A 22,799-nucleotide genomic window follows, 5' to 3' on the forward strand; every position below is an offset into this window, starting at 1 on the left:
AATCAAATAATTTCTCTTCAGCAGTTAGGCCCATTCCTCTAAAGAAAAGGATGCTGTGGCATGCCCGACTTCCCGACCAGCATCATTTGTTATCGGAGTAGAGAACACCTCTCGTAACTTCTGTATCGTTTCTTGGTTCTCATAACCAAGCTGCTGCAGAATTTCCAGAACGATCATTCCCCATTCCTCCTCGGAGCCGTCTGACACCTTGAAGGTAATACCCAAGCGTTCCTTCCGCAGAGCAAAAGCATATACCCCCTTGAAACCACCTTTGGCGATAATATTAGGGTCTTCCAATATAATGGAGTCCACTTTACCGCGTCCAGCTACTAAATGAGGATATTGATTCATTGTGGCTGTTATCGTTCTCACTGCCTTGGCGGTTGCCGGATCAGCAATCTTATCAGGACAAGCCAGCTTCATATACGCAGTTGCAAGTGCGGACAATGGTAGAGCAAACACAGGAAATCCGCATCCATCTACCCCGCGGCCAATATTCTCAACTTGGAGCTCACTCAACTCAGCAAGTGTATTCACAATTTCTTGTTGGACCGGATGAGTAGGGTCATCATAACCATCTAAAGGATAGCCCATCATCTTACAGTAAGCTAATACCCCTAAGTGTTTACCCGCACAGTTGTGATACAGCCGCCTGCGCCCTCCTCCGTTACGGAGTAATTTTTCCCTCGAGTTTCTGTCTAGAGGTAAGCTTGGTGCACATACCAACTCTTCCTCTTCTACACCTATTTTTGAGATCAAAGAGTTTAATGTCGCAACATGCTCTTCTTCCGCCCGATGAGAAGCGGCCATGACCGCTACTTCGGCTGTAGTTAAACCAAATGATTCTACAATTCCCGCACGGATCCCCGGTATCGCTTGAATAGGCTTGGCAGATGAACGGGTAAAAGCTACGTAATGTGGATCTCCAGCATATTTAACTACCCGTCCCTCTTCATTCACTATACTTATATGACCGCGATGAACACATTCTAACAGCCCCGCACGGAATTCTTGTATCAATAATGTATCCATTATTCTCTCTCTCCTCTGCCTTAGTTCCATCACTACTATTTCCATCACTACAGTATAGTACAGTACCCTTTATATGGCTATTGATACAACATAAGAAATACTTTTTCTTTCTTCAGTAATTTGCATCGATGTTTCAGCACGTATCCTACTCGTTTATATAGAAGTAAGCAAGACAAACAAAAGAACCAGAATTATCACATATAAGGAGTGATTGATCATGAATAAAACAGAAACGGATTGTCCAGTACAAAGTGGTTCAACATTCACCAAAGGCCTGCTCATTGGGGGATTACTTGGTGCAGCGGCGGCATTACTTTATGCACCCAAACCAGGTCGTGAATTACGCGGTGACATAGCGGATAAAGTTAGTACTGTCACAGACAAGTCCAAAGAAATAGCCTACACTGTTGGAGAAAAAACTGCAGACTTGGCAAAAGACGTAACAGCTACAACAACCGACCTTGCAAAAACAGTGAGTTCGGGTGCTGGAGACATTCTGTCCAGTGTAAAGCAAGCTTCTGCTGATGTAGCTAATGATGTAAAGCAAGCTACATCTGAAATGAGTAAAGAAGCAAAAAAAGCTTCAGATAACGTTGCAGATGATGTGAAAAAAAGTTTGGGTTGATGCACATGACAGCAGAGATCACAGAGATCAACATGAACTCAGAGGATTTATTCCTCTTATAGTTCTCCCAGTTACAATAGCCAGCTCTTCTCTTGGGCTGGCTATTTGTTATCCTAGAAATCTGACACTACATAATTAGGAGGTAAGCATTTGGAACCTTTAAAATCATATGATCCAAAGGAACATCCTTTCGAATTAAGGCATGAGGTGAAACGTTTAAATAGTCGGTTGGACAGCATTTCTCACCTATTAGAGAAGGCGGAATTCAAAGACATTATCGAAAATTATGCCGATCCAAAAAAGCGATTATTTACAAACTTCATGGCTGGGTTATCACGTGGTCTCGGGCTTAGTGTAGGTACCTTCGTCGTACTAGGCCTACTCGGTTGGCTACTTACGCTGTTTGTCGATCTGCCCATGGTCGGAGATTATATTAAGACTTTGCAAGATTATATCAAAAGCAAGCCTTAATATAAAAACAACCTCATATTAACCACAAAAAAACCTGAAGCTCATAATAAGCTTCAGGTTGTTCTATTCGTATTCACAATGAATTTAGATTGGACATGATCAACTTGAGCTTCTCCGTTGCCCTCTTCTGGATACGAGAGACACTCATTTGGGACACACCAAGCTTCTGGGCGATGGATCGTTGAGATTCACCATCCTGGAATGCAAGCAGCAACACCTCTTGTTCCTGCTCTTTCAACTGGTTCAACGCTTGCTGAAGATCCATCCTCTTCTCAACCTCGTCATAATCGTTAGCCTCCGAGCTAATCAATTCGCCAAGCGTTGCTGCACTTTCATCTTGGGACAATGGAGAATCCAGTGAAACGTAGTGATAGCATTCACGTCCGGCGAGCACTTCGACCGTTTCCTCCACCGAAAGATCTAAAAAATACGCGATCTCTTTCACGTCGGGGGAACGTTCCAATTTGACGGTCAACTCGTCGATCGCCTGCTGCACAAGAGCGCCCTTTTCCTTGATTCTTCGAGGCACCTGGATATACCATGACTTGTCCCGCAGATAGTTCTTCATATGTCCAATCATACTTTTCATAGCATAAGGCTCAAATGGAATGCCTAGCTCCATATTATACTGTTTAAGCAATCGAAGTAGCCCCATTTGGCCAACTTGATACAGATCCTCATACAGATCAGGTCGGTTACGTGATATTTTACTTGCTGCCATTTTGACCATGGGCTCATATTTCTGAATTAGAATCGTGGCAAGTTCTTTATCTTCTGTCTCCTGATATTCCCTAATCAGACGGGTAGATTTCTCTAACGACTCGGGGGGAGTCAACCTATCGCTCATACCGTTTCCTCAGTCTTCATCAGCCGGCGGGTCATAATCACCTTTGTCCCTTGCCCAGCTTCGTTTACGACACTTACGTCATCCATAAGCGCCTGCATGAGATAGAAGCCAAGTCCACCAACTTGAACATCATCCAACTCCTTATCATGCATCGTAACTCGTTCACCTGCCTCACCCCACGACTCAAAACTCTCCCCGTTGTCTCTGACCGTAATGGACAATACCTCGGCAACCACTTCAAAAGTAACTTCCATAACTCCTTGCCCCTGCTTATATGCATAGAGGACCGAGTTATTACAAGCTTCGGATACAGCTACTTTCATATCTTCAATCTCTTCATATGTAAAACCCATCTTTGAGGCTATCCCATATAAATTTAATCTAACGATATCTACGTATTCTGCTGTTGCGGGCAAACTAATGACTACTCTTTGTACTTCGTCTTTCATTCTTTCTCGATCCTTCCTATTGGGAATTCTATTGTGCAGCAAAAAATTTAGCGATCCCTGTCATATCAAATAACTTTTGAATCTGATCCGGCACTTCCTGTACAAGGAAATTTGCCTCCATACCATTTCTTACCTTAAGAATAGACAATAAAATTCCAATCCCGGTACTATCGATGTAAGTCAGTTCTTTCAGGTTCAATACCAAATTAACTTTATCGTCCCCAACAAATGGCTCAATCAATTCACGAAAGTCGGGAGCTACTGATAGATCGAACTCCCCACGCAAAAACACGGTGCATGTACCATTCTTCAATTGCGGCGTTGCGACGAACTTCACATTTTTATTTGTATTCATAGGTAATCTCTCCTGAAATTTGTTTTCTTTATATACATAACCCCGTTGAACAACCTTTGAAACATATGTTTCTTAGAAAATACTATCTTAGGGGAGTAGCAATATATTTTCCCAAAATATTCTTGAGTGAGCTGAGTTGGATGGGCTTACTTATATAATCATCCATACCCGTAAGTAGACACTTGCTCTTGATTCCATCCATTACATTCGCTGTCATCGCAATAATCTTCGCTTTCTCTTCATTCTCTTCCCCTTCTCTAATCCGCAGCGTAGCTTCTAGCCCATCCATCACTGGCATTTGTAGATCCATGAAGATAAAATCATAACCTTCGCTATTCTGAACCATCTCGACCGCTTGTTTTCCATCCTCCGCTATATCACAGTGATACCCAAGCTTACGCAGCATACTTACCATCAGTCGCTGATTGATGTGGTGATCATCTACCACCAATATCCGTTCAGTAACCACAGATATATTGGTTGGTAACAATTGTGTTGAAGTAGGGAGCGTTTCCTCCACTTCTTCATACTGACGAACAGTAATGTCAAAGACAAAGGTAGCTCCTTGCTCTTCCATCGGCTCGACTCTGATGGTTCCACCCATCATGTGTACAAGTGTTTGACAAATAGCTAGACCCAGACCCGTTCCTCCATATTTCCGTGTCATAGAAGAATCCAATTGTGAGAACGGTTTAAACAATCGATCTATTTTGTCGTGAGCAATACCTATTCCTGTATCTTTAACAGTAAACTCCAATACTAGATTATTATCCTCATCTACTTGAGAAGAAACTACTAAATAAACGCCACCTTGATCGGTAAACTTAATCGCATTTGCGATCAGATTAATCAACACCTGTCGTAACCTACTCATATCCCCGTAAAGAACAGTAGGAATGTTCTCCTCGATGAAATACAGCATCTCTAACCCTTTGCGTTTCTCATCCATAGAGAACAGGTGAAACACTTCTTGAATCCCTAACCTAAGATCAAACGGACTTTCTTCCAGTTCCATCTTGCCTGATTCCATCTTCGTGAAGTCGAGAATATCATTAATTACGGTGACCAATGTACCTGCACTATTATGAATGATCTCTGCATACTCCTTCTGTTCACCTTGAAGCTCCGTCTCTAATAATAGATCAATCATTCCGATGACCCCATTCATCGGCGTCCGAATTTCATGACTCATCATCGCTAGAAATTCAGTCTTCGCCTTGGCGGCAATTTCAGCAACATTTTTGGCTTGCAGAAGCTCCTGATTAATGCGTTCAAGCTCCAGGGTTTTCTGTTGGAGCAGCAAGCTCTGAGTTTTGTGCCGTTGATTCGTAATGTACATATTAACAAAGCCTTCGATTTTGGATCTCAAAATTTGAGGGATAAAAGGCTTCACCATGTAATCAATACCACCCGCTGAATATCCTGCAAACAAGTGTTCAACATCCTTGCTGTTGGCCGAGATGAAGATAATCGGAATATCCTTGGTTTTATCGCGAGCTTTGATCAATTTAGCCGTTTCAATCCCGTTTATTCCTGGCATTTGTACATCAAGTACGATGACAGCAAAATCCTTCCTTAATAGCTGTCTCAAAGCCTCTTCTCCTGAATTAGCTTTGATTAGGTCATATTGCTGGCTCTCCAGCACCGCTTCTAAAGCCATCAAGTTCTCGGGTCGGTCATCCACCAATAAGATGGCAATCGGTTCTTCAACCATCACGGAAACCTCCTACTTGATTTTTCGATATATTTTTTCACGTTGATCTAATGTCTCATAACAATCCTCATAACCTGTAAATTGAGTGGATTCTTTAGAACCCAGAACTAGAACGCCAAAGTGACTCAAACTATCATAAAGCAGGTTATGAACCCGTTTACGTAAGGTATCATCAAAGTAAATCATCACGTTTCGGCAAAAAATAACGTTAAACTCGTTAAAAGAACGATCCGTTGCCAAATTATGCTCTGCAAAAATAATGTTCTTACGCAGAAAAGGCTGAAAGATCACCGAATTGTACTTCGCTGTATAATAATCTGACAGGGAGCCTGTCCCCCCCGCCTCAATATAGTTTTGATTGTATGACTCCATCTTCTGGACTCCGACAATACCCTCTTTAGCAATTTTTAATGATCTATCATTCATATCGGTAGCATAAATTCGTGATCTATCATACAATCCTTCTTCATGTAATAAAATCGCCATCGAGAAAACCTCTTCCCCAGTCGAACAGCCCGCATGCCAAATACGAATATAAGGGAAAGTCCGTAGCAATGGGATAATCTTCTCACGAAATGTCCGGAACATATTCGGATCGCGGAACATCTCAGTAACCGGAATGGATAAATTATAGACTAAGCGATCAAAGCTCGCCCGCTCATGTAGCACCTTCTCTTGAAGTCCAGAAATACTATTTAATTGTTCGGCGTAGATATGATGCCAAATCCGCCTCCGGAGAGAGGGGAGTGCATAATTCCGGAAATCGTACCCGTACATGCGATGAATCCCCTCAAGCAGAAGTTCCATCTCAATCATCTCACGCTCGCTTTGATTCTCATCGTTCTCTTCTAAGTTTGTGTATACATTAGGTGTCATCGATTCAGCTCCAATTGCCTCAAAATTAATAACCATTACCCCATAATGCGGTTTATGAATACAACCATACACGCATTAATGAGAGCAATTGATCACTCTGGATTGGCTTCTTCACGTAATCAGATGCCCCAGCTTCAATACATTTAGATCGGTCTTCCTTCATCGCCTTAGCCGTCAGAGCGATAATAGGCAGCTTGCGAAATTTGTCCATTTGACGAATACGAGTCATCGCCTCGTATCCATCCATTTCCGGCATCATCATATCCATCAGAATCAGGTCAATATCCCCTGCTTCCTCCAACTTCTCAAGTGCCTCTCTTCCGTTCTCAGCATAGACCACATTCATTTGGTAAGCCTCTAGTACGCTTGACAGAGCAAATACATTTCGCACATCATCATCGACCAACAGTATCTTCTTACCTTCGAACAATTCTTCCTTATTATGAAGTTTTTGTAAAATCTGACGTTTTTCAGCCGGAAGATTTCCTACCACTCGGTGTAGGAAGAGTGTCGTCTCATCCAGCAAACGCTCTGGTGATTTAACATCTTTGATAATGATGGATTCAGCGTACTTACGTAACGTGGTCTCTTCCGTACAATTTAACTCTTTACCCGTGTAAATAATAATTGGTAGATCGTTTAAGCTTTCATCATCACGAATCTGATCTAACAACTCAAAGCCCGTCATGTCCTTTAGCATTAAATCAAGCACCATACAATCGTAATGCTTCTGACGTAATTGCTGTAGCGCCTCTCCACCGGTCGGTACGGCTGTAATGACCACATCGTCATGACCGATCAGTTCGATAATAGAGTTGCGCTGGATTTCATCGTCTTCCACCACTAACAATTGCTTGAGATCCTGCTTAGTGTAAGATTCGATATAAGAGAAAGCACCCTCAAGCTGTTCTCTCGAAGACGGCTTACGTAAGAAAGCGATGGCTCCCATTCTTAGCCCCTGCTTCGCGTCATCCACAACTGAAATAACATGTACCGGAATATGACGAGTTTCTTCATGACTCTTCAACTCGTTTAAAATGGACCAGCCATCCATCACAGGCAGCTGAATATCCAAGATGATTGCATCCGGTAAATACTGCCGAGCTAGCTGCAAGCCCTTATCTCCCTGTATGGCGACCACTGTCTTGAACTCGTGCTCTCGCGACATTTCAACTAGAATTTTGACAAAGTGTATATCGTCTTCAATGATAAGCATCACTTTGTCTCCAGGGACAATATTCTCTCGATCATCTTCTACGGGTTCTACCACAGACAAAGGCATATGCTCAGCTACTTGAAGTGAAACTTCTTGATCGAATGCCGAGGAATGCATAGGACGGGTAGCTGCAACTTGTTCGTCGGCAATGAACATAGTGGAGTTAGCTTCCTTGGGAAGATACAGTACGAAATTGCTCCCCTGACCTTCCGTTGAATTCAAGCTAATGCCCCCACCAAGTAAAGCGGAAATCTCCCTACTGATAGACAGGCCAAGCCCAGTTCCGCCGTACTTCCGGCTAGTTGTACCGTCCACCTGCTGAAATGCCTCAAATACCAAATCGACTTTATTTAGAGGTATGCCAATTCCAGAGTCCTCCACACTCAATGCCAAATACTCTCGAGAACGATCTAAATAAATAGGTACTTCTTCTGGTAACGCCTCCCTCACAACGAAGGTCACTTCCCCTTCAGAAGTAAATTTGAACGCATTTGAGAGCAAATTACGGAGTATTTGCTTCACTCGATGGCCATCTGTCACAATTTCTAACGGTACAGCCTCTTCTATCGCAATACTTAGTCCAATATGTTTGCTCTCAGCTACAGGTCTAAAGTTCTGTTCAACAAACTCCTGAAGTTCTTGCACACGAACAGTTTCACGGTTGATCTCCATCTTACCGGCGTCCACCTTTGATAAATCTAGAATTTCATCGATCATCCTAAGTAGGTCGCCACCCGACATATGAATCGTATGTGCATATTCAACCTGCTTCATTGTCAGATTCTCTTCCTTGTTCTCAGAGAGTAACTGCGATAGGATCAGGAGACTATTCAGCGGAGTACGAAGTTCATGTGACATATTCGCCAAGAATTGAGACTTATATTTGCTCGTCACAGCAAGCTGGGTTGCATGCCGTTCCAATTCTCCCTTAGTCTTCTCAATCTCCTTATTCTTTTCTTCTACCGCTAGCACCTGTTCTTCCATTGCACGGGTCCTAGCAATCAGCTCCGTATTGAAATGTTCTAACTCTTCCTGTTGCTGCTGCAGTAAGTCTTCAGAACGCCGGAGCGCACTGGTCTGTTTCTCAAGGTTCTCATTGGAGCGGCGTAAATCATCCTGTTGACTCTGAAGTTCTTCCGATTGCACTTGAAGTTCCTCAGTCAATGCCTGCGACTCGCGCAGCAGCTCTTCTACACGAAGTCGTCCAGAAATATTGTTAAGTATGATACCTAGACTGTAGGTCAAATCCTCCAGTAACTCTTCCTCAAGCGGTGTGAAATGATCAAAATTGGCAAGTTCAATTACGCCAAGCAATTCATCCTCAAAAACAATAGGATATATTAGAACATGAGAAGGCTGAGCTTCTCCCAAACCAGAACGTATTGATAAATAATCATCAGGAACCTTGCTTAGAGAGATCGATTTCCTATCCAATGCTGCCTGTCCGATCAAGCCTTCACCCATTTTGAAAACTTCGCGTAATTTCATATCTCCGTCTTTAGCATAAGATCCTACAAGGTCTAAATACTCCGGATTATTCTCTTCCCTCCGAATATAAATCGCTCCAAATCTTCCACCAAGCACAGGGGTAAACTCACTTATGAATAATTGCGATACTTGCTCTAGTGAATTAATTCCGTGGAACAATTCCGTGATACGCGCCATATTTGCATTGAGCCAGGTCCGATCCTTCTGCTGTTGTATGAAGTTCCCCTCCAGCTCCCGTTTCTCCTGAAGATCTTCGGACATCTCTTGAAAGACGCGAGCAACATCCCCCACTTCATCCGTAGTTGGAATAGTAATCCTTTGGATTTCATCAAACTGACTTTTCCCAAAATGCTTCATCATAAGGTTGACTGTGTTTAATCCACGACCAATACTCGGAATCACCCACAGTATGATAGTTAGTCCTAATAAAAGTCCTGCACAAATAATGACGATCATCACTTGAATGGATTCCTTATAGGCTTGTTTAGCCTGATTAATATCCTCATCAATTTGAAGATCTTGATATTGCTTCATTTCATTTAAGATATCGAGTAAATTATCCTGAGTCTCCTGGCCTATCGAAATACGATATGCATTAGCACCTTGGTAATCCCCAGTGGATAAATAGTTCAACACGCGTTTCTGATAATTTAAAAATTCCTGATTCGCCTCCTCGATAGATGCAAGCATTTTTCGTTCTTCCATAGTATTAACTTCACTTTTTATAGTAGCTAAAAGACTTGTAGCCATTTCATTCTTACTTTCTAATCGAGCCCACTCTTTATCAAAATAGTCTTGGTTCTGAACTTGTAACACATTAGTTATAATACGAGCTGAATCATTAATCTCTCCGCGCAGACTCGTGGAATTTTTAATTTTCATATAGCGATTGCTATAGAGGCTATCCAACTGATCGTTCATATACGTTAGTCTGTCATAAGCGGTAAAAGTCATCACCAACATAATGACCATCAGGGAACTAAAACCAATGACTAGCTTATTTTTTATTTTCATGCTATATCTCCCCGCTCTTTAAGTGAAATCCATACCAGACATTTATCATCTTCCCGCTCCTGAGCAGGTCCTTCATCAAAAAACAACGTCTGCATTTTGGGTTTGTCCATCTCATGATTTCCGTGAAGTGCATCCTCCAGAAGTTGAATCTGTTCCTCCTGATTTCCTGGTAAAGTCTCTAATAATCCGTCTGTATATAGCACGAGATGTCCATCTCCTTCATAGAAAAAGGTCTGAGTCACGGCTTCAATTTTATCAAATAGTCCGACTGGTGGACATACAGTATTCAGCTTTATCACGGAACCATCTTCGTGAAAGAATAACCCTGGGGGATGCCCTGCATTAACATAATCTATTTTCTTCGAACTAGTATCCACTACTAGATAAATAGCGGTGAAGTAATACTGAATCAATTGATCTTCAATACACAATTGATTGAACCGCCGATTCAATTCCTGAATAACCTTCTCCGGTTCAACATATGTATATACCGTCTCTTTCAACATAGATGCAATAAACATACAGAATAGAGATGAGGAAATACCATGTCCCATGATATCTAGTAGAATGACACCGTATCGGCCATCTCCTAGTGGATACCACGAGTATAAGTCACCAGCTAATTCAAACGAAGGTTTGTAGAGCGCATCAATTTGGACAAGAGGATCTACAATCGGGGCACTTAATACAGCATTCTGAACCAAAGCAGCGAGTCTTAATTCACTTTGAATCCGCTGATCCCGCTCCTTATGCCAGTCCTTCTCTCTCTTCAATCGGAGGGCAAGGCGAATTCTAGCCATAAGCTCAACTTTATTGATCGGTTTCGTCACATAATCAACAGCGCCTGCATCCAAAGCCTCAGCAAGCTTCTTGGAATCACCTACGGCTGTAACCATAATGATCGGAATATCCCTCAAACTATCGTACTGCTGAATAAGACGGCATGCTTCAATACCGTCCATTTCAGGCATCATCATATCAAGTAAAATGAGATCAATATCACTGGACTTTGGTGCTGATTCTTGATCTTGACCAGGATTAGTAACACCCAGTCTTTCAAACATCTCCTTTGCCGAAGATGCGGAGTACATGTTTTTATGTTTCTCTTTTTTTAATATTTCCCTAATGATTAAAGTATTGGTGTGATTATCATCAACGATTAGAATTTTCATAGTTTATCTCCTAGTTTGTATCAAATTTACATATAACCTCTTTTAACTATAACATATTGTAAAAGTGTGCTTTTTCAAAAACATAGATAAGGAATGGGTTAGACTTCTCCCATTCCTTATCTATGTTTTTGAATGTATTCATTAGTCTACATATCGAACATGTCATTTAAGGTAACTGCCGAGCGATTACAAGTACTTTCCCATGATCTAACTCTTTCTCATAAAACGCCGCTTCCATCTCAGTGAAACCAAGCGAGACGATTTTGGCCCTTAGCTCATCCCCTCGAGAACGGAAGAGATTAGCGATGGCGTCAAAGATCCCTTCTTCCTTAATACCAATCTCATCTGCATTCGCAGTTTCAGCAATACGCTCCGTTTGATCTTGATTATGAGCAAGGACGAAAATTTGTTCGGTAAGATACCCGCTAGCGCGAAGCTCCCCTACCGCTTCCACAGCCTGCAAACCATTTTGCACCACTTTTACATATGATTTTGAGTTCATATTCATTCACTCCTAGTCATGAGATTCTTTGTTATGTTGCTACTTTCTATTACCCACACAACAAGGATCTGAATCAAACTAGGACACACTATCGTCGAACAAATCTACTCCTGATATTTCTCTAGAGGATGGATCGCGATATATTTTAAGAGCAGCTAGGCCACGAGTATATACGTCCCCATCTTCCGCCAAAAAGTCAGGTTCACCCAACACCTGAAGCAGTGATTCCTCCTGTAAAGTTACCCAGACTCCATTAATCTTGATCTTCTCTGGATCTCCATCAGCGTGTACATAATAGACAAGATCATCATACAATCCTACAGTTATATCGTCGTATCGATATTCTGTATACCTCGTATAAGGATCCGTGTCTACGGAATATGGTTTGCCCTTCTTTTCTAGCAGATCATGACGATCATCATTCAAGGAAATGTCACCCATGGACTCAAGCGAATCCATAACCTGGCTCCCTTTGCCCTCAATTTCTGAAGATAGAGTTGGAGACGGCGATTGCCATATAGCAAGTTTCACCGTGGACTGTGGAATTTCATCTACAGCAACTGAGTTTGTATGGGTAAAGGGATAAAATAATCCAAGTAGAAGAAACAGTACATTTAGCATGATTCTCACCCTCTCTGGAAATTTACAGTTATCCCGAATACTCTTTGCCGCCCCCGTGCGGACACTATCTTCTAAGCTTGCTTATACCTATCGAAGCCATTTATGCGCGGTATTTCTGCCATATCACGGCTGCAACATCAACTACCTTTATCCAATCCGGTTGTTTCTTAGCGGGGTCAGATTTCGGAAGACTTGGGACTTCATTTGGTGTAGTCGGGTTGTTCGGTATCTGTGCTGCGACAACCGGTACAGGGGCATGATTACTTTCCGTTCGTTTCGATGGTTTCTTAAATTTCTCAATCACTGACGTTGAAACTTGTTTTGTAGCAAGTGTTACTTCGCTTAAGACTTCGCCTACATTTTTAACCGATTCAAGTACAGGGTCGATTTGTTTCATCTTATGTTGTACGTCCCCGGTGATATCGTTCACCTGTCTTACTACCTGTTTCACTTCATAACTGAGTTCGTCAATTGTTTTCTGGACGTCTTGTAGCGTTTGCGTTGTCTTATCTAGTGACTTCTCCGCTGCTACCAATGTTTTAATTAGGAAAATAACCAGTGCAACAAAAGCTACAGCAATGAGTGCAAGACTTAATTCCCAGATCATACACTTCCCTCTCTTTCCGTTTTCCATGTATTCGGTACTTCTAAGTTACCCTGTGGCCCTACGCTCGAAACAATCCCGCAGTTCATCCCATACAACAGTTCAAAACAACTCTGTTTCAATCTGGAATGACTCGGTTAATTACAACTACAAGCGATGGTGCAGCGGTCGCAGATGCCTTCCACTTAGACATCCCCCTATACCCTGCATCATCACTTCATAGCTCCACTATACATTAATTTACTATGAAAGAGGGGTGATTATCATGTTAAAATGGTCAGCAATCTTTCTGGTGATAGCTCTGATCGCAGGTATCTTTGGTTTCTTTAACCTGGTAGCGGCCGCCGCTTCCATCGCCAAAGTACTATTCTTTATTTTCCTCATCCTATTTGTTGTCTCATTGATAACCGGTAGAAGAAGGTCGCTTTAACTTGCCAAAGAGATAAGAATAAGGTTAGAACTGAAGAAAAGGCTATCGCTCTCGAGGGAGAACGGTAGCCTTTTCTTTGTTTATAATGTCTGTAAATATTGTAGAATTGCCATCCAATCAGCCGAGATTCTCACTTTTATATACCTATCTTCGAAATCCACCTGGCTTATATGGATAATACTTGGAAGGTACGTTGCTAGATCAATATCCATCGGAACAAGACCTAATTTATCCGGAGAGATTGGTATTTGCTTAACAAAAAGAGAAACCGGCGATAACCGAAGCTTGCCTTCACTGTACTCCATCTGAAATTTTGCCGTCCCACCTGCAGTAAGGAATCCCCATTTCGCATTGAAATCTACACTTACATTATTTCCTTCAAATCGAAATTCAGCTCCTGTTATTGAAACGGGAATGTCTTTCTCCTCCAAAGCCTTGGCGATTCCCATTTTGGCCAAATTGTTCAGATCTGTATTTGTAAGTGTAATTTCAGGTTGACGTGTCTCCACCATTTCAATTAGCTTGTCTTTCCATACAATATCCTTATAGCTCATATCTAGCGGCTGAGTTGGGCGGATGTATAAGACCCCTGCAGTTAGCACTATGAGTATTAAAATCAGAAACATACTAAAGCGAAATAAGCCCTTCATCATCTTCCCCCTTTTTACATTAATTTTCTAGAACATGATTCTTTATCCTTCATTCTGTTTATTTACAATTATACACATTCAACACCTATTAGATTGAGGGAGGAATAAACTATGAAAAGATTTGCTATTATTACCGCATCCGTAATTATGAGTGCTGCCTTCGCAACCGCCGTATCGGCGAATGATGATGTAACTCCTATTGAATTGAACCTGGACGAGCCCATTGTAAAAGCAGTGGATGCGATCATCGCACCTAATCCAATTGATCTACTGGAGAAAACTTTTTTCTATGATAACCCTAACGGCAACCAATGGGGAGCAATCTCTCCTCAAGAGGTGCAATTATCCGGACGAGTTATTGACGACTGGGTAGAAATTTATACATGGCTCGGCACAGCTTGGATTTACTATCCAAATTACGTATTTACCTATAACTAACTTATAACATAGTAATGATACGTTCTACAAAAAAGGCTCTGCGGATGTAGGATATAATCCTCCTCCGCAGAGCCTTTTACATTATACTTAATTATTTGACTACACTTCCACCATACAAGAAGCGGTGAACCCATGCGCCATCTAATTTGTCAGTCCTTACTCCCCCAGATTTAGTTGAGTAGGTCTGGAGAATTTGCCCGTCACCTAGATAAATGCCCACATGCGTAATTCGCTCTGTAGCTTTGTTAACTCCTGCATAAGCAGAAGCGGAGGAACCTTTGTAACTCATAAAGAACATCAGATCTCCTCGTTTTAAATCCTTGGTGCTATAAACGGCCTTGCTATTATTTTTAACCCAAGTCCCCTGCCCTCGCGAATCTGCAGGAAGAACTAAATTCAGTGCATCTTTGAAGGCTTGTCTTACAAAATCAGAACAGTCAAACGTGAGTGTCGTATTTCTGTCCGAACCATACTCGTAGGGAGTTCCCAAATACTTCATGCCTGCCTTGATGACAAGTTCCACTTGTTTATTTACACTTTCTGATGGAGTAGGATTAGGCGTAGGTACCTGCGTTCCCCCACTCACTGTCATATATTTATCGGATGAGCTAACATATCCCACTTTGCCATTTTCTGTCTTCACTTTATAAAAGGCGGAGTTTGTTTTCTCCAAGATCGTTAAGGAAGTTCCCTTCTTCAATAGAGTAACAATCTTCCCTGATGTAGACGGTTGATCCCGAAAATTAACTCCATAGATCACAAGTCCAGTCCAAGCCTGTCCAACACCTGATCCAGATCCACCAGGCGCCGTACCCGATCCACTCACACTTATATATTTCTCTGCAGAACTTACATAACCTATTTGTCCTTGAGAAGTCTGTACCTTATAGAAATAATCGTTACTACGTTCCAGTACAACAACATCCGAATCTTTCTTCAATGAACTAATAATATTTCCTGAAGTGGAAGGCTTATCACGGAGATTTACCCCGCTATTAATGTGACCACTTACGACCTTCTGGGCTGATGAACTCGCCGCTGAAGTCGTCTTCGGAGCTGCTGTATAAGAAGTAAGAATTATTGCACTTAACAAAAGAATTGCCATGCTGCGCTTCATAGATGTCCTCCTGTTGTTGTTTCTCAGTGTATTTAGGTGATTATTGTATCTTTCCTCCTTAGATTGGACTAGTCACCATTATATCCCTTGTCGAAGAATGTCTAAATCCGTCATATTTCGTGTTATTATGTATATTTAGGACTATCTACCTGTTAATCAAGAATATTTTTCAAGACTTATTACCCACTTTTACTATATTTGGCTAAATCTACAGGAATCTTGGCATGGAAAAAAGGCCGTCAGAATAAATCTCTGACGACCTTTTCTATCACTTCACTATTAGCTATCCTCTAATTTAGGTTCCACATGAACGTGAACATTCATCACATTCTTCTGGTTACGTCTCATCCGTTCTTCCACTAAATCGCTGATATGATGACTCTCCATAACCGTCAATTGGGGATCAACCTCAATGATAACATCAACGAGTACACGATTGCCGTGAATACGGGCCTTCAGATCCCTAATACCTTCCACGCCTTTAATACGGGCAATAGAACCCCGCAAATCACCCAGCTCTTTCTCATCAAAGCCATCACTTAAGCGGTGTGTCGATTCACGAAAGATATCCCATGCCGTCTTACAAATAAGCACACCGACAGCAATAGCCGCCACTATATCAAGCCACGGTAAGCCAAACTGAGCTCCAATAATCCCTACAGCCGCTCCTACGCTGACCAGGGCATCTGATAAATTATCCTTTGCAGCAGCCATCAATGCTTGACTGTTGATCTGGGTAGCCAATCTCCGATTGAATATGTACACTCCCCACATTGCAGCAGCACAGATCAAAGCTACTATCGCAGAACGTACATCAGGCTGACCCTTCTGACCCTCAAACAGTGAACGGACAGCATCGACAACCACCTGTATACCAACCATAGCCATAATAAATGAGGCGATCAGTGCTGCAATAGTCTCTGCCCGGAAATGCCCATAGGTATGATCTGAATCCGGTGGCTTCTGGGAAATCCGCAAACCGATCAGTACAGCCACCGAAGCGACGATATCAGTCAAGTTATTAAATCCGTCCGCCTGCAAAGCGCTCGATGCAAACAAATAACCACAAAACAGTTTAAATGCGGATAACAGTATGTAAGCTATGATGCTGACCCACGCGCCGCGCTCCCCTTTGCGTATGTCTTCGTATATGTCCATAATCCGCACCTCCAAATCTTTCTCCCACGACAAGAGAATTAAAATCGTTTTATCATCTTAGCAAATGTAGAGCTTGTGGGTCTAGAGAAACAGTTTTGCACAAGGCTAAAGCAGCCTTATTCATTATTCCCGTTGTCCACTCATTTAAAAACGTATAATATAAGGATACCCCCGTTTTCTATTATGAGGAGATGATATGAATGACAGAAACAAATGAACCACGCAAAATTGATCTAGCCGAAGCAATGCGTCAAAAGCTTCAACAGAAGAAACAACAACAAGCTTCTGGGAACAAACCAGGAACGGCGGAAAACCATCAAACCAAGGCGCTCAAAACTCAGAATAACAAAAAGCCAAATAACCAACGCCGCCGGACCGGCGGGTCATAAGAACCCGCATTCCAAATAAACAAGCCGCACTTGCCTTTAAGGGCTGTGCGGCTTGTTCGTTATGGTTTATATAATTACGCCTCTTCTGGATACATGGATTCGCGCAATTTCTGTACCTCTTCGCTCTCCAGATATTCGTCATACGACATATTACGGTCAATAACCCCGTTCGGTGTAATTTCAATAATACGGTTTGCGATCGTTTGGATGAACTGATGGTCATGGGATGTGAACAAAATCGTTCCATCGAAATCAATCAATCCGTTATTGAGTGCCGTGATCGACTCCAAGTCCAAGTGATTCGTTGGTTCATCAAACAACAGCACGTTGGCGCCGTTTAACATCATCTTCGCCAGCATACAACGTACCTTCTCGCCCCCAGATAGCACACTTGCCTTCTTGAGAGCCTCTTCTCCAGAGAATAACATCCGCCCTAGGAAGCCACGTAAGAAAGTCTCATCTTGATCCGTTGAATATTGACGCAACCACTCGACAAGGTTCAAATCTACGCCATCGAAATAATTACTATTGTCTTTCGGGAAATAAGCCTGCGAGGTTGTTACGCCCCAGCTGAATTCACCAGCATCGGCTTCTTGCTCACCCATAAGAATTTGGAATAACAACGACTTCGGAGCACCATTCGGTCCAACAAAAGCAATTTTATCGCCTTTATTAACAACAAAGCTTACATTTTCTAGCAGCTTTTCTTCTTTGATGCTCTTTGTAAGACTATCAACCGTAAGCAATTGCTTGCCCGCTTCACGCTCCGCTTTGAAGTTCAAGAACGGATACTTCCGGCTAGAAGGACGCAGATCATCAAGTGTAATCTTATCCAATTGCTTCTTACGGGAAGTCGCTTGCTTCGATTTCGAAGCATTCGCTGAGAACCGTTGGATAAAGGCTTGAAGCTCTTTAATTTTCTCTTCCTTCTTCTTGTTAACATCACGTTGCAGTGTCAGAGCTAATTGGCTAGACTCATACCAGAAGTCGTAGTTGCCGACATACATCTGTATTTTGCCGAAGTCGATATCCGCAATGTGCGTACACACTTTATTCAAGAAGTGACGATCATGGGATACTACAATAACAGTACCCTCATAATCCATAAGGAAGTTCTCGAGCCATTGAATAGATTCAAGGTCCAAATGGTTGGTAGGCTCATCCAGCAGCAAGTTGTGTGGACGACCAAAGAGAGCCTGTGCCAAGAGGATACGAACCTTTTCGTTACCACTAAGTTCTCCCATTTTCTTATCATGTAGTTCACGTGGAATACCGAGTCCGATCAAAAGCGCTGCTGCATCCGGTTCTGCGTCCCAACCGTTCAGCTCTGCAAATTCACCTTCAAGCTCCCCAGCGCGCATTCCATCCTCTTCAGTGAAATCCGCCTTGGCATACAAAGCGTCCTTCTCTTTCATAATCGAGTATAGCCGTGAGTGACCCATGATTACCGTCTCCACAGGGAAGAAATCATCATACTCATAGTGATTCTGTTTGAGTACAGCCATCCGTTCGCCTGGAGTCATGTGTACTTCACCCTGATTGGGCTCTATCTCGCCGGACAGAATTTTGATGAAGGTAGACTTTCCTGCTCCATTTGCGCCAATTAAACCATAACAGTTACCGGGCGTAAATTTTATATTTACATCTTCGAAAAGTGCCCGTTTTCCATAGCGGAGCGTTACACCAGTTGTACTAATCATTTAGGCATTACCATCCTTTATTTTTTATCACACTACTAACTCAATATTATAACACAAATCGGTATAGACGCTACCGAGGACAACTTAGACCACCTATTAGGATAAATTAAGGCATATTAAAACATAAAAAATAACGGAATTCGGCGGCCCTACTTTGCTAAAAAAGACCTAATCACCTCATTCAGAGAGGCTGTCAGCAAAGTAACGCACGCCATTCCGTTATTACGATTCTAGCTCTGAGGGAAACGAAGCGTCTCCCCATGTAGCAATATTTTAATGGAGTCGGCTGGTATGTCTAGACGTTGACGCTCTGCCTCAAGCCGTTCGAGTGCTTCCCTCGCCGTATCATCAGCCAATCGAAAGGTGCCATAATGCATCGGGATCATCAGCTTACCCTTCACATCAAGAAATGCTTGGAGCGCTTCTTCTGGTGTCGTATGTTGGGAAGTCATAAACCATTCAGGTTCGTAAGCCCCAATAGGCAATAATGCAACATCGATCTCAAATCGCTCTCCAATGTCCGTAAACCCTTTGAAATAGCCACTATCTCCTGCAAAATAAACGACTTGGGACTCTTTTCCTTCAGCCGGTTCTAGCACAAATCCGCCCCAATGAGAGGTGTTCGTATCGAATAATGTTCGGCGTGTCCAATGTTGCGTTGGTACGAACGATATTTTTACATTACCGATAGTAAGATCCTCCCACCAACTCAGCTCTTGGATCTGGCGGAAGCCTTTACGAGCCAATTTCCGCCTAAGACCCATAGGTACAATTAGCGTTGTGTCTTCACTATAAAGCCTACGGATCGAGGACATATGCATATGATCATAGTGCGAATGTGAAATCAGAATAATATCAATCTTGGGAATTTCCCCAATAGGAATACCAGGCGTACCCAATCTTCGCTGAAAGCCCATTCGGCCTGCCCAAACCGGATCAGTCACAATATTCAATCCTTCATACTGAATGAAAAATGTAGAATGACCAATCCAAGTGATTGAAGTCTCTTCCCGGTTATCCCGTAGATAATCAAGCAAGGGAGGTGAATTGGGAATGACATACGAATAATCTTTGTTCTTATTGCGTCGTTCTTCCCGCCATTGCTTGAACTGTTTTAATGTATTGTCAGTACCGACGTTATCCATGTTGTTATAGCGTTTTTTTCGCAAACCCAAGGTCTCCTCCCCTTCATCCCTATTCTTTAAATGTGGTTATTCACACTGCAAAATTTTTCCCTAAAGTTTAGTTTATTCTATTTTAAATCAGATAGCAGGCAATTCCAAACTTTCTAATCAATCAGAAGGATCATTATACTTATAACCATATAGAAACAGAAATAAAACTGCACCCGCAATTACCAATTGGGGAGCCACCATAATAATAAAATGTTCCATTATCCTCACCCTTTCTTTGGCGAATTACCACGAACATACTTGGCGTCAAACAGAAAGAGACGTAACAATAAAACCAGAGATGGAACCAAAATAAACAAACCCGCGACAAATGCACTGATGAGAGCAATCGCCATCGTTTCATTCGTAAAGTTCTCATAGATATTCACTTGCTTATAGAGGATATAGGGAAGATGAGAACGACCATATCCATACCAAGCAAACCCAAATTGTAGCAGGACAAAAATAAAGGAAGTCCCTAACCTTACCCGTTTCCAGAGAAAATAAACAGCAACTAAGAAACAGATGAAGGAAGCAATGAACATCCAAGAAATTCCTAGCATGTTACGGAAATGCTCTGGGTTCTGGCGATTGATCTGAAAAAAAGCAAACACGCTTGCGAGAATCGTTGGACCACTCCACATCAGTGCATATCCACGCAGAATCTCGAACGCAGATCGATCGCCAGCCTTCTTGGCATAATAGGATAGGAACATGGCTGAAATGTAAAGTACGGACACCAACGCCAGCAATATAACAGACCAAGTATATGGATTGCTGAAGAATCTTCCCCACTCCAGAATGACCTTACCTTCCCTTTCTAAAATAATATGACCTTCAGATATCGCCAGAATAGTGGACAAGGCAGCTGGGATCAATAAACCTGTTGCCCCGTAAATTCTCATATACCACAAATTATTCGACTTGCTGCTACCATACGTATTGTATGCATAATAAGCTCCACGGAGCGCCAAAAGTACAATAACTAGACTACCCGGAACTAATAACGCTGTACCGTAATAGTAAGCGGAGTCTGGAAAAAAACCGACGAGCCCTACTACAAAGAAAATCAAAAATACATTCGTCACCTCCCACATCGGCGACAAATAACGCTGGATGATGTCATGTAGTTTATTCTCATGTCCTCGAATCACACTGTAATAACTGAAGAACCCTGCACCAAAATCGATAGAGGCAACAATGAGATATCCAAATAGAAACGTCCATAGCACCGTAATACCTACAACTTCATAGCTCAAGATATCTCCCCTCCTTCAATTCCAAGTTCCTTCATCTCAGCTAGCACGTCCTTATTACGAAACAATTTAGAAAGTACCTTAATACAGGACAAGCACAATACGATATACAGAAAAGCAAACAGCACCAACATGTAACCAACACTTGAAGATGTTGTAGCTGCCTCCGATACCTTCATGTAACCACGAACAATCCACGGCTGACGACCGAACTCAGCATATAACCAACCCAACTCAATTGCCGCCATTGCAAGTGGACCCAACGCTATAATGCTAATCAACATCCATCGAGGATAACCTTTGTTCTTACCTGGTAATCTGCCGCGAATGAGATATAGGAAAGGAATCACAACGAGCAACATACCGCATGTCACCATCAGGTCAAACAAATAGTGAATAAACAACGGAGGTAGCTCATCCTGAGGAAATTCATCCAAGCCGACCACTTCGGTATTCGGAGAACCTCCAGCCAATACACTTAATGCTAACGGTATTTTGAGCGCATATTTCACTTCATTGTTCTCGTCCAATATACCGCCAAATATCAATGGGGCCTGCTTCATCGTCTCAAAATGCCACTCTGCAGCTGCCAGTTTCTCTGGCTGATAGTGAGCTAGAAACTTACCGGAGAAGTCACCGATGATCGCTGTTGCTAGAGCAAATACAAAAGTCGCCGTTACTGTTAGCTTCAGCGCTTTCTTAAAATAAACATGTTTACGGCCTTTAAGCAGGCTATATGCAGCTACTCCCGCTAGTAACCCTGCACTAACTGTATAGGATGAAGCTATTACATGTGATACTTTAGTCGGTGTAGCTGGATTGAACATAGCCACTAATGGTTGAAAGTCAGCAAACACCCCATTCTCCAGCGTAAATCCCTGTGGTGTGTTCATGAATGCATTGAGAGTAGTAATGAAGAACGCCGAAGCTGAAGAGCCTATCGCTACAGGAATCAGTAGTAGTAGATGTAGCATGGGTCTTTTGAAACGTTCCCATGTGTATAGGTAAATTCCGAGAAAGATGGCCTCTACAAAAAAGGCAAATGTCTCCATGAATAGCGGCAACGCGATTGCTTGTCCAGCAACCCTCATAAACGTTGGCCACAGTAGGCTGAGCTGTAGACCGATGGCGGTTCCTGTAACGACACCAATCGCTACAGAGATCACAAATCCCCGAGCCCAACGACGCGCAAGAAGTGTGTAGTGAGGGTCTCCCGTACGGATTCCCCTCCATTCCGCTAGGGCAATCATAAGCGGTACGCCAACCCCAATCGATGCGAAGATAATATGTACGACTAATGTCAGTCCCGTAAGCATTCGGCTTAACGTGACAGGATCTAGTGAAGACATGTTATGAGCTCAACTCCCTTTTAATATGATCTTCCAACGTAAACAACGGCTGACTTTGGGTGCTGCTCATCAATAGTACTTCATGAAACGGATCACACTTTTCACAAATGCATATAGCATCACAACAGCGACTACTAGACATACGATGATTAAG

At 42.4% G+C, this 22,799-nt stretch carries 24 protein-coding genes; 5 read left to right on the forward strand and 19 right to left on the reverse strand.

All coding sequences use genetic code 11. From position 1 onward, the window contains the following. Positions 1 to 24 precede the first annotated feature (24 nt). Positions 25 to 1,032: an asparaginase gene (locus tag EJP82_RS18300; RefSeq protein ID WP_127193526.1), complete on the reverse strand. Its 1,008-nt coding sequence runs from the start codon at positions 1,030 to 1,032 to the stop codon at positions 25 to 27. Between the two features lie 217 nt (positions 1,033 to 1,249). Here EJP82_RS18300 and EJP82_RS18305 point away from each other — a divergent pair, with 217 nt between their 5' ends. After that, complete coding sequence (locus EJP82_RS18305) at positions 1,250 to 1,657, forward strand: YtxH domain-containing protein (RefSeq protein WP_127193527.1); 408 nt, start codon at positions 1,250 to 1,252, stop codon at positions 1,655 to 1,657. Positions 1,658 to 1,807: 150 nt separating this feature from the next. After that, on the forward strand, positions 1,808 to 2,128 hold the full coding sequence (locus EJP82_RS18310) for a DUF5665 domain-containing protein (RefSeq protein ID WP_127193528.1): 321 nt from the start codon (positions 1,808 to 1,810) through the stop codon (positions 2,126 to 2,128). A 73-nt stretch (positions 2,129 to 2,201) separates the two neighbouring features. Here the strand turns inward: EJP82_RS18310 and EJP82_RS18315 are convergent, their stop codons facing one another. The 10 genes from EJP82_RS18315 to EJP82_RS18360 form a co-directional block, all read right to left on the reverse strand. Further along, entirely contained in the window at positions 2,202 to 2,975 is a 774-nt protein-coding gene (locus EJP82_RS18315; RefSeq protein ID WP_127193529.1) for a sigma-70 family RNA polymerase sigma factor, read from the reverse strand. Next, the gene (rsbW, locus tag EJP82_RS18320) at positions 2,972 to 3,424 is read right to left on the reverse strand and encodes an anti-sigma B factor RsbW (RefSeq protein WP_127193530.1); all 453 of its coding nucleotides are present in this window, start codon (positions 3,422 to 3,424) and stop codon (positions 2,972 to 2,974) included. The genes EJP82_RS18315 and rsbW overlap by 4 nt, the downstream gene beginning before the upstream one ends. A gap of 28 nt (positions 3,425 to 3,452) precedes the next feature. After that, positions 3,453 to 3,779, reverse strand: a complete 327-nt coding sequence (locus tag EJP82_RS18325; protein ID WP_127193531.1) for an STAS domain-containing protein — start codon at positions 3,777 to 3,779, stop codon at positions 3,453 to 3,455. 82 nt (positions 3,780 to 3,861) lie between these two features. Continuing rightward, positions 3,862 to 5,496: a response regulator gene (locus EJP82_RS18330; RefSeq protein ID WP_127193532.1), complete on the reverse strand. Its 1,635-nt coding sequence runs from the start codon at positions 5,494 to 5,496 to the stop codon at positions 3,862 to 3,864. 9 nt (positions 5,497 to 5,505) lie between these two features. Beyond that, positions 5,506 to 6,369: a CheR family methyltransferase gene (locus EJP82_RS18335; protein ID WP_127193533.1), complete on the reverse strand. Its 864-nt coding sequence runs from the start codon at positions 6,367 to 6,369 to the stop codon at positions 5,506 to 5,508. A gap of 52 nt (positions 6,370 to 6,421) precedes the next feature. Next, positions 6,422 to 10,087, reverse strand: a complete 3,666-nt coding sequence (locus EJP82_RS18340; protein WP_127193534.1) for a response regulator — start codon at positions 10,085 to 10,087, stop codon at positions 6,422 to 6,424. Next, positions 10,084 to 11,259: a SpoIIE family protein phosphatase gene (locus tag EJP82_RS18345; RefSeq protein WP_127193535.1), complete on the reverse strand. Its 1,176-nt coding sequence runs from the start codon at positions 11,257 to 11,259 to the stop codon at positions 10,084 to 10,086. The genes EJP82_RS18340 and EJP82_RS18345 overlap by 4 nt, the downstream gene beginning before the upstream one ends. Before the next feature lie 166 nt (positions 11,260 to 11,425). Next, positions 11,426 to 11,761 (reverse strand): YflT domain-containing protein, encoded by a 336-nt coding sequence (locus EJP82_RS18350; protein WP_370877737.1) that lies wholly within the window; start codon positions 11,759 to 11,761, stop codon positions 11,426 to 11,428. 78 nt (positions 11,762 to 11,839) lie between these two features. Beyond that, the gene (locus EJP82_RS18355) at positions 11,840 to 12,382 is read right to left on the reverse strand and encodes a hypothetical protein (RefSeq protein ID WP_127193537.1); all 543 of its coding nucleotides are present in this window, start codon (positions 12,380 to 12,382) and stop codon (positions 11,840 to 11,842) included. Between the two features lie 100 nt (positions 12,383 to 12,482). Then, complete coding sequence (locus EJP82_RS18360; RefSeq protein ID WP_127193538.1) at positions 12,483 to 12,989, reverse strand: DUF948 domain-containing protein; 507 nt, start codon at positions 12,987 to 12,989, stop codon at positions 12,483 to 12,485. 262 nt (positions 12,990 to 13,251) lie between these two features. Here EJP82_RS18360 and EJP82_RS18365 point away from each other — a divergent pair, with 262 nt between their 5' ends. Continuing rightward, positions 13,252 to 13,416, forward strand: a complete 165-nt coding sequence (locus tag EJP82_RS18365) for a DUF1328 domain-containing protein (protein WP_127193539.1) — start codon at positions 13,252 to 13,254, stop codon at positions 13,414 to 13,416. Positions 13,417 to 13,496: 80 nt separating this feature from the next. Here EJP82_RS18365 and EJP82_RS18370 read toward each other — a convergent pair whose 3' ends face one another. Next, complete coding sequence (locus tag EJP82_RS18370) at positions 13,497 to 14,066, reverse strand: hypothetical protein (RefSeq protein WP_148125752.1); 570 nt, start codon at positions 14,064 to 14,066, stop codon at positions 13,497 to 13,499. 111 nt (positions 14,067 to 14,177) lie between these two features. Here EJP82_RS18370 and EJP82_RS18375 point away from each other — a divergent pair, with 111 nt between their 5' ends. Next, on the forward strand, positions 14,178 to 14,504 hold the full coding sequence (locus tag EJP82_RS18375; protein WP_127193541.1) for a hypothetical protein: 327 nt from the start codon (positions 14,178 to 14,180) through the stop codon (positions 14,502 to 14,504). A gap of 91 nt (positions 14,505 to 14,595) precedes the next feature. Here the strand turns inward: EJP82_RS18375 and EJP82_RS18380 are convergent, their stop codons facing one another. Together EJP82_RS18380 and EJP82_RS18385 are read right to left on the reverse strand one after the other, a co-directional pair. Beyond that, complete coding sequence (locus EJP82_RS18380; RefSeq protein ID WP_127193542.1) at positions 14,596 to 15,621, reverse strand: C40 family peptidase; 1,026 nt, start codon at positions 15,619 to 15,621, stop codon at positions 14,596 to 14,598. Between the two features lie 279 nt (positions 15,622 to 15,900). Beyond that, on the reverse strand, positions 15,901 to 16,779 hold the full coding sequence (locus tag EJP82_RS18385) for a cation diffusion facilitator family transporter (RefSeq protein WP_170220227.1): 879 nt from the start codon (positions 16,777 to 16,779) through the stop codon (positions 15,901 to 15,903). Between the two features lie 200 nt (positions 16,780 to 16,979). Between EJP82_RS18385 and EJP82_RS18390 the strand changes: the two genes are divergently transcribed. Next, positions 16,980 to 17,168 (forward strand): hypothetical protein, encoded by a 189-nt coding sequence (locus tag EJP82_RS18390; protein ID WP_127193543.1) that lies wholly within the window; start codon positions 16,980 to 16,982, stop codon positions 17,166 to 17,168. Between the two features lie 74 nt (positions 17,169 to 17,242). Here EJP82_RS18390 and EJP82_RS18395 read toward each other — a convergent pair whose 3' ends face one another. The 5 genes from EJP82_RS18395 to EJP82_RS18410 all read right to left on the reverse strand — a co-directional run bounded on the left by EJP82_RS18395 (position 17,243) and on the right by EJP82_RS18410 (position 22,645). Continuing rightward, the gene (locus tag EJP82_RS18395; protein ID WP_127193544.1) at positions 17,243 to 18,868 is read right to left on the reverse strand and encodes an ABC-F family ATP-binding cassette domain-containing protein; all 1,626 of its coding nucleotides are present in this window, start codon (positions 18,866 to 18,868) and stop codon (positions 17,243 to 17,245) included. A gap of 230 nt (positions 18,869 to 19,098) precedes the next feature. Then, positions 19,099 to 20,037 carry an MBL fold metallo-hydrolase gene (locus tag EJP82_RS18400; RefSeq protein ID WP_127193545.1) on the reverse strand — a complete coding sequence of 313 codons (939 nt, stop codon included), beginning with the start codon at positions 20,035 to 20,037 and terminating at the stop codon, positions 19,099 to 19,101. 123 nt (positions 20,038 to 20,160) lie between these two features. Further along, positions 20,161 to 20,262, reverse strand: a complete 102-nt coding sequence (cydS, locus tag EJP82_RS28895) for a cytochrome bd oxidase small subunit CydS family protein (protein ID WP_370877739.1) — start codon at positions 20,260 to 20,262, stop codon at positions 20,161 to 20,163. Between the two features lie 5 nt (positions 20,263 to 20,267). After that, positions 20,268 to 21,299 (reverse strand): cytochrome d ubiquinol oxidase subunit II, encoded by a 1,032-nt coding sequence (locus EJP82_RS18405; RefSeq protein WP_127193546.1) that lies wholly within the window; start codon positions 21,297 to 21,299, stop codon positions 20,268 to 20,270. After that, positions 21,296 to 22,645, reverse strand: a complete 1,350-nt coding sequence (locus EJP82_RS18410) for a cytochrome ubiquinol oxidase subunit I (RefSeq protein ID WP_127193547.1) — start codon at positions 22,643 to 22,645, stop codon at positions 21,296 to 21,298. Before EJP82_RS18410 ends, EJP82_RS18405 begins: the two co-directional genes overlap by 4 nt. Positions 22,646 to 22,799 lie beyond the last annotated feature (154 nt).

The organism is Paenibacillus anaericanus, from assembly GCF_003994475.1.
In the GTDB taxonomy this organism is placed as follows: Bacteria; Bacillota; Bacilli; order Paenibacillales; family Paenibacillaceae; genus Fontibacillus; species Fontibacillus anaericanus.